Annotated in this window: 10 protein-coding genes and 1 pseudogene; 5 read left to right on the forward strand and 6 right to left on the reverse strand. The window is 59.9% G+C overall.

Features of this window, described 5'->3' with window-relative positions; genetic code table 11:
- Positions 1-517 (forward strand): annotated as a pseudogene (locus tag WBB85_RS20580) (30S ribosomal protein S12 methylthiotransferase RimO); the annotation flags it as partial.
- A gap of 206 nt (positions 518-723) precedes the next feature.
- Here the strand turns inward: WBB85_RS20580 and WBB85_RS20585 are convergent.
- From WBB85_RS20585 to WBB85_RS20600, 4 genes are all read right to left on the reverse strand, one after another.
- A complete protein-coding gene (locus WBB85_RS20585) occupies positions 724-1,086 on the reverse strand; it encodes a diacylglycerol kinase (RefSeq protein ID WP_432640453.1) in 363 nt (120 codons plus the stop codon).
- A gap of 120 nt (positions 1,087-1,206) precedes the next feature.
- Entirely contained in the window at positions 1,207-1,569 is a 363-nt protein-coding gene (locus WBB85_RS20590) for a YigZ family protein (protein WP_432640454.1), read from the reverse strand.
- A 52-nt stretch (positions 1,570-1,621) separates the two neighbouring features.
- On the reverse strand, positions 1,622-1,906 hold the full coding sequence (locus WBB85_RS20595) for a DUF6455 family protein (protein ID WP_432640455.1): 285 nt from the start codon (positions 1,904-1,906) through the stop codon (positions 1,622-1,624).
- Positions 1,907-1,996: 90 nt separating this feature from the next.
- Positions 1,997-2,701 carry a M48 family metallopeptidase gene (locus WBB85_RS20600; RefSeq protein ID WP_432640456.1) on the reverse strand — a complete coding sequence of 235 codons (705 nt, stop codon included), beginning with the start codon at positions 2,699-2,701 and terminating at the stop codon, positions 1,997-1,999.
- Positions 2,702-2,936: 235 nt separating this feature from the next.
- Here WBB85_RS20600 and WBB85_RS20605 point away from each other — a divergent pair, with 235 nt between their 5' ends.
- Positions 2,937-3,173 carry a hypothetical protein gene (locus WBB85_RS20605; protein WP_432640457.1) on the forward strand — a complete coding sequence of 79 codons (237 nt, stop codon included), beginning with the start codon at positions 2,937-2,939 and terminating at the stop codon, positions 3,171-3,173.
- Between the two features lie 7 nt (positions 3,174-3,180).
- Here the strand turns inward: WBB85_RS20605 and WBB85_RS20610 are convergent, their stop codons facing one another.
- Together WBB85_RS20610 and WBB85_RS20615 are read right to left on the reverse strand one after the other, a co-directional pair.
- A complete protein-coding gene (locus WBB85_RS20610) occupies positions 3,181-4,614 on the reverse strand; it encodes a UbiA family prenyltransferase (protein WP_432640458.1) in 1,434 nt (477 codons plus the stop codon).
- 10 nt (positions 4,615-4,624) lie between these two features.
- Complete coding sequence (locus WBB85_RS20615; RefSeq protein ID WP_432640459.1) at positions 4,625-5,530, reverse strand: lytic transglycosylase domain-containing protein; 906 nt, start codon at positions 5,528-5,530, stop codon at positions 4,625-4,627.
- 350 nt (positions 5,531-5,880) lie between these two features.
- On the opposite strand from WBB85_RS20615, the gene WBB85_RS20620 reads away from it, so the two are divergent.
- From WBB85_RS20620 to cpaB, 3 genes are all read left to right on the forward strand, one after another.
- Positions 5,881-6,069 carry a hypothetical protein gene (locus tag WBB85_RS20620; protein WP_432640460.1) on the forward strand — a complete coding sequence of 63 codons (189 nt, stop codon included), beginning with the start codon at positions 5,881-5,883 and terminating at the stop codon, positions 6,067-6,069.
- 222 nt (positions 6,070-6,291) lie between these two features.
- On the forward strand, positions 6,292-6,486 hold the full coding sequence (locus tag WBB85_RS20625) for a Flp family type IVb pilin (protein WP_432640461.1): 195 nt from the start codon (positions 6,292-6,294) through the stop codon (positions 6,484-6,486).
- Between the two features lie 257 nt (positions 6,487-6,743).
- A partial coding sequence (gene cpaB / locus WBB85_RS20630; protein WP_432640462.1) for a Flp pilus assembly protein CpaB occupies positions 6,744-7,454 on the forward strand: 711 nt, incomplete at its 3' end.

Genomic DNA, 7,454 nt, shown 5'->3' on the forward strand with positions numbered 1-7,454 from the left:
GCTCAAGCGGATGGCCCGCCCCGCAGCCTCCTCGAAGACGCTGGAGCGGATCGCGACATGGCGCGGCATCAATCCCGAAATCGTCCTGCGCTCGACCTTCATCGTCGGCTATCCCGGTGAGACGGAGGAAGAGTTCCAGACCCTGCTCGACTGGATGGACGAGGCGCAACTGGACCGGGTCGGCTGCTTTCAATACGAAAACGTCGATGGCGCCCGTTCGAACGCCCTGCCCGATCACGTCCCCGATGAGGTCAAGCAGGACCGCTGGGACCGGTTCATGGAAAAAGCGCAGGCGATATCCGAGTCGAAGCTGGCCGCCAAGGTGGGCACACGCATCGAGGTCATCGTCGATACGGTTGACGGTGAAGGCGCCACCTGCCGCACCAAGGCCGACGCCCCCGAGATCGACGGCAATCTCTTCATCGACGAAGATTTCGAGGGGCTGGCGCCCGGCGACATCGTGACCATCGAGGTCGAGGAAGCGAGCGAATACGATCTGTGGGGGCGGCGCCTTTAGCTGCACAACATTCCGGCTTCATCGTCTTTGATCCGAAGCCACGCAATGTTCGTCATATCTGCATAAAAAACCCCGCTGCCGGGGAGTGCGGCAGCGGGGTCTTCGCATCACTTCGGATGTCGCGTCGTTCGTGCTGCGGGCCACCCACCCAAGCACCGTAGCCTCACATTATCATGACGCGGGCCTGCCGCCGATACCGGTATCCCCTACCCCAATAGGATCACAAGCCAGGCAAGCCCGCCCGCCATTGCCGTCAATGCGACAGCGGCAGAGCCGCAATCCTTGGCCTTTCCCGCATGGGGGTTCTTTTCGGGCGAGGCGAGGTCGACGATCTCTTCGATCGCGGTGTTGAACAATTCTGCGGCAAGGATGATCAGGCCCAGCGCGAGGATCAGCGCCCGTTCCCCCGCCGTCAGGTCGAGCCAGAAGGCGAGCCCGCCGGAGAGGACATTGATGACCACCCATTGACGCAGCGACTTTTCCGTGGCCCAGGCTGAGGCGAAGCCCTGCCATGACCATGTGGCGGTGTTCACCAGTCGCCGAAGCTCTGCTGCAATGTTCATGCTCATCGTCTTCTCCCGCCGATTTTCACGCGAAACTATCGACGGCGCGGGGTCAGTACCAGCGTTGACCATCTCGGCAAGGGCCGCTCATCTCTCGGGGTTGACCGAATTGCCACAGCGCGCCCGTCAGCACGGATCAGCCAGATAGGCGCGCACCGCCGCTGTCACATGGCGAAAGCGGTCACCGCCCAGCTTCACGCCGCCATACCAGCGGGTCACGACCACGATGTGATTGACCAGCCCCTCGCGCTCCAGCATGCGCAGGATGACCGCACCCGCGCCCGCCTCACCGTCATCGTTCTTCACGGGATCGAGCTGACCATCCTGTTCGACCAGAACCGCCCAGCTGTTATGCGTGGCCTTGGCGAATTTCTTGATACGCCTCAGATCAGCCACGAAAGCCTCGGCCCCGGTCCGCCCGGCAACCTCGCCGCCAGAGACGGCATAACGTGACCCGCGATCCGACACGACGTTTTCGATGATCCGCATGTCACCTCCGCCCCCGGTCTAACGGGGATCGCGGGTGCGGAAAAGGCAGTGATCAGACGAGGCCGCGCAGCCCTTCCAGAATGGCGCGATTGGCGCACCAGTCGGGGGCGCGGTCGGCGCAGCGGTCATGGCCGGGTGCCTGACGCAAAGCGGGCCCGTCATGGCAATCGCGGCAATAGGCAAGGATGGTGCGGAAATCCTCGGGCGTCAGCATGCCCTTCTGTATCGCGGTGCCGATATCCACGCCGTGACGGCGGGTTTCCTGATCGGTCAGGAAATAGGGCATATCCGGGCGGCGCCCTTCACTTGGACAGGTGAGCCTGACAACCTCGCTCATGGCGCGCTCCTTCATTGCAGCAATCCGTTGCCAGCTTCACCGCGAAAGGGCGCGAAAGGCCTTGATCTGGATCAAGGCCCGCCAATCGGATCAGCGCAAGGTCGCGAGCGTGCGGCGCACCGTGTCGATCCGGCTCGCATTAGGTGGGTGCGTTCCAAGGAACCGGTTGCCGGGATCAGGGATGCGCGTGAAGAAGGCAGCCCCACGCTCCGGGTCATATCCTGCCTTCCAGGCCAGAACCGTGCCCAGCGCGTCTGCTTCCAGCTCAAAATCCTTGGCATAACGCCGTGCGCCCAGCGTGCCGCCGATATTCTGCGCACTCTGGATCGCTGCCTGGTCCCCGCCGGTAATGGCGGTCAACCCGCCGAAGATCAACGCACCGGTCAGTGCCTCCTGCTGCTGGCGCGGGATATGTTCCTCAATATGATGCGCGGCCTCATGACCCATGACAAAAGCCAGTTCATCGGCATTGCGCGCCTCGGCGATCAGGCCAAGCGTGAAGGCGATGATGGGGCGGCCGTTCTTGCCGAGCGTCTGGTAGGCGTTCGGCGGCTGATCCGGCCGGTCATCGACGACAATCCGAAAATTACAGTTGGAGCGGATGCGGGCGGCCCGGCATTCCTGTTCGATCACCGGCTCCATCCGGGCAACGACCGAGGTGAAGTTGCGCGCCGCCCTGTCAGGTGACAAAGCCGGACCTGCTTTTGGCGGCGGCGGGCCTGTTACCGGCGCAGGTTGCGAAACGTCGATACAGGCCGAAAGCGCCAGACACGCAAGGATTGATAGCTTTCTCATGCACCTCTCCGGGGCTTAAGGCGTTTCGGGTTCTTGTTGAGACTCAATAATCAGAATTCGAACGAATAAGGTTCGAACTTTGATTCAACGCAACTCAAAACGCTACAGGGCGCTGCTCTGGCCCCTCGGCCGCAGAATAGCGCCGAGATTGGCGCGGCGAAAGGCCCTGCAATCACATTGCCTTGTGCAGACACCAGCCATTGTGACCCGGGCAGCTCCGCGTTAGTCTTCCTCCATGTTCACCATCGAGCACGATTTTGACGCGACTGTCATCACCCTCGTCGATGAGGGTAGCACACATCTGGAAGAGGATGTGACGATCCAGAGTTTCTCCGAATGCGTGACAATCGAACAATACGATCCGCGCAAGGACGAAGTCTGTAAGATCGTGATGTCCATGGCGCAGGTGCGGGAACTGGCCGCCGCCCTCAACCTGCCCGAAGGGGTTTACCGGATGAAGCCGAAGGGCTGACCGCCGGTCACATCCCGAACCATTCCGCCCAGAGCCCGGCAGCCCAGAACATCAGGCTGAGCGTGATCATCAGCAGTCCGATGCCGAATTTGTCGCGCATGGCAAAGACGATCGGATCGTAATCCTGTTTGCCGGACCAGCCCAGGAGCACCATGCGGATCAGCCACCACGCCATGGGGAACATTGCGATCCACAGAATCCAAGTCGTCGGATACAGTTCCTGCCCCTGATCGCTGATCGAGTAGAGGAAGAAAATCAACAGCGCACCGAAGGCGCCAAGGTTTGCGACATTCAGCAGATCATTCCGGTCACGGCGGCTGTATCCCCGCCCCGGAAGCGGTTCGTCAGAGGTGGCAAGGGTTAGTTCCGTCAGCCGCTTCACACAACCGAGTGTCACGAAGATCGGAAAGATGAAGATCAGCATGTAGATTGACACATAGACCTCACCGGCGGTCGCCCCCGCGATAACCCGGATCGTATAGAGCCCGGCAAGCGTCGCGATATCGACCCAGCGCATGCGCTTGAACCTGAGCGAATAGGCCAGCGAAGTCCCCATATAGAGAAGGATCACACCGAAGAATGCCCAGTTCAGGGCGGCCGAGATGCCAATGGCGACAAGCGCAAGGGCGACAAACGCCGCCATGCCGACGACAATGGGGACATCGCCGCTCGCAAAGGGTCTGTTTCGTTTTGTCGGGTGAAGCCGGTCAGCCTCAAGATCCAACAGGTCGTTGACGATGTAGATTGAGGACGCGGCGGCAGAGAAGGCGACGATGCCCCACAGGATCGGGACAAGCGTTTCCAGATCGAAGCGATGCGCGGCGATCATGGCAAGGAACAGCAAGACGTTCTTCACCCATTGATGTGGCCGGAACGCTTTCAGCAGGGCCTTCCACTTCCATCCGCCGGGATATTCCACGACATTCTGACCGGTCGCCGACAGCGCCCGGGCCGTCGCCATATGCCCCACGACAAGGGCGTTTTCCGCCCGTTCCCAAACCGGCAGGTCGGCAGAGCTGTCTCCGGCATAGTCGAAGCCACGCTCGCCATAAGCCTCGACAAGAGCCTCCACCTTTGTCGGGCCTTTCAGGTTGATCGTGCCATCCGACGCAAAGACCTGTGGAGACAGACCGTATTCCGTCGCGAGACGCTCAACCAGACGGTGATCGGATGCCGAGGCGAGCACCACCTCGCGTCCGGCCATGCGGGACCGCAGGGCGAGATCGGCGACATCCGGGTTGACCGGCAAAAGATCGGTCCGGATAGGCGCGATCTCGGCAAGCTCTGCCTTCAGTTTGGCGGGCCGGTTGAAGTTGCGCAAAACTGCAAGCAATGTTGCAACCGGGGCGGTCCCAAGTCCGGCCCAGAAGCATTCGAACAGCATATCGGTTTTCAGAAACGTCCCGTCGACGTCTAGGGCCAGCGGCTTTACATCGGTCATACGGGCAAACTCATCCGTTCACCGTGAAAACGCAACCGTCGCTGACCAATTCGGGTGGGGTCACACAGAGCCCCCGCGCCACCATCCATGCAGCAAGCACCTTGGGCACGTAGGCCCGGGTTTCGGCGAAGGGAGGTACCCCTCCGTTTTTCTTGACGGCATTTTCGCCAGCATTGTAGGCGGCCAGAACCATCAGCGGATCTCGGTTGAATTCTTTCATCAGCCAATCGAGATAGGCCACACCGCCCTTGATGTTCTGCGCCGGGATTGTGCTGTCTGAGACGCCGAACCTGTCGGCGGTTGCCGGGATCAGCTGCATCAGGCCAACCGCCCCCGCCGATGAAACCGCATCGCTTTTGCCCGCGCTTTCGATACCGATGACGGCAAGAACCAGCGCCGGTGAGACGTCGGTTCCGATGGTCGCCTTGAGGATCTCGGAACCATGAACAGTCGCGATGTCTTGCAGATGTTGCAGGCGGGGGGCTGCTACGGCCTTGCCATCCGGTCCCTGTTCAAGCGCCGTAATGGCAGAGGCAAAGCGCCCGTCGCCATCGCCGATTGCCGGAGAGACAGCGTCCCAGTACCAATCGTAGCGACTTGGGCTTGCCGGACTTGAAGGCTTCAGCCCAGGTGCCGCCTCGCCCCGCGGAATGGGGTTCTTTGCAGGTGGCAACGGACCGGCGGCAAGTCGGCGCGCCTGCTCTTCGGGGTCGATCTGTACCGTGATCCGCCGTGCCGTTGTCGATTTCGGCGCCCCGATCCGTTTGAATGTAAACTCGGGATAGTCCGACGGCGTCGCTTCAACCGATGGCACTACTATTTCAGCCGGTGGGGTTTCTGCAATCGCCCATCCCGCCATCATAGCGGTCGCGATACTGAAGCGCGCCGCCGTGCGGATACCATACCGAACCATCATGACTGCCTGTCTGCTCTTGGTTTTGTTTGGCATAGTTGTCTCAGAAAGCGGGGCGTTGAGCCAGCTTTTCCACGCCCAGAGCACCTCTTTCAGTCCCGATTCGGCCTTTCAGCAACAGCGAGAAGGGGCGAAAACACCTTTTGGCTCGTATATTATTTTGTTTATTTTCAGTGTGTTAGGATTACTTCGTGAAAAAGTTAAGTTAGCTATAAAATGTACGACCAACGCCAAACTCCTGCCACGTTTGGACAGCCAGATATGCCCATGCCGCGACGAAAGCGGGGGTCTCGAAAATACCTTCGATATCCACTGGCGCGGATGGTGCAACGGGCGAACAAACGGAGAGAGACATGAAACTGTTCAAGCTTGCTAAAGATTTTAACAACGAAGAAGACGGCGCGGTCACGGTTGACTGGGTCGTGCTGACCGCTGCGGTTGTCGGCCTCGGCGTCGCGGCCCTTGCCGCCGTTCGTGACGGTACGGAAACCCTGTCGTCCGCCATTGGCGACTACCTGTCGACGGTCCAAGTCGGCGGCTAATGTCCCACGACTGGACAAATGCAAATACAGAAAACCGCGCCATTGTGCGCGGTTTTCTTATTTAGCGGCCGCGAAGCGTCTGAAAAAACTCTACGTCAGCGCAAAAAAGAACGATGCGTGCCCAAGTCGTGCCACTTTACCATAGATAAGCTGCAGTCAGGATAAGGGGCGCCGGCGGATATAAGACAAGCATCGTCACCGTCGACCAAGGAGCTGAATGAAATGATTATCAGGACAGTGCGTTCCCGCTTTGTCACCGACGAAAGCGGAGCTGTAACAGTTGATTGGGTTGTGCTGACAGCAAGCGTGTGCGGTCTTGTGGTTCTGGCAATGGGGTCTTTGCAGGGCAACATGACCAGTATCGGGCAGCGCATCCAGGACCATCTGAGCACGATGACGATCGACGATACTTTCTAGTCCTCCACTGCAAAGACGAGTGGCTTGAATGCCTATGTAAAGGCGTCCATTCTGTGGGCGCCTTTCGACTTAGGTGGTGGAGATGCGCGGAATGTTTCTTATTTCGAGAAAATTCCACCCGCCCGGCTCGCTTTGACCACCATTTCGCCGTATTCCAAATCGATATTCCCGGCTAAAGGGGCGGAAGTGCGGGTGGAACCGACCCGCTTTCCATAGACTGATCTGAGAAAGGTTTCGCAATGCGACTGGTGTTTGGCTTGGTACTGGTAGTCGGGGTCGCCTTGGCCAGTTTCGCCGTTTATATGGCGCAGGGCTATCTGGACGACATGAGCGCACGGGCCAAGGCCCTTGAAGCAGCGCAGGCGCGGGCCCCCAAGCTGGTTGATGTCGTCGTCGCAAAACGGGCCTTCCAGTATGGCGAGCGGATCTCGCGCGACGACATGGAGGTGATCAAGTGGCAGGCCAACAGGGTGCCGAAAGGCGCGTTCAATGCCATCGTTGCGCCTCAGGATGGCAACAAGCAGGTCGTCCCCGTCTTCTGGGAAGGTGAAACCCGTCCCCGCGCCGCGATGCGGAGCCATGAGCCCTTTGAGCCCATTCTTGCATCGAAGATAACCGAGCCCGGCGTCGATGCCGGAATCAACGCTGTGCTGGGGGCCGGAAAGCGCGCATTCACTCTCAAGGTTGACGTGACATCCGGCGTCGCCGGCTTCCTGCGTCCGGGTGATCGGGTCGACGTCTACTGGAGCGGCAAAATCGGTCGGCAAGAAGTTACGAAACTGATCGACACAGCCGTAAAGCTGATTGCGATCAACCAGAGTGCCGATGCAGACCGCAGCGAAGAAACCCAGATTGCCCGTACTGTAACGGTGGAAGGGACCCCTCAGCAGGTCGCCGCACTTGCCCTTGCGCAGCGTACCGGACGGTTGACGCTGTCACTCGTAGGCTCAGGAGACGATCTGGAAGTG

The organism is Albidovulum sp., from assembly GCF_049646345.1.
Classification (GTDB): domain Bacteria; phylum Pseudomonadota; class Alphaproteobacteria; order Rhodobacterales; family Rhodobacteraceae; genus Albidovulum.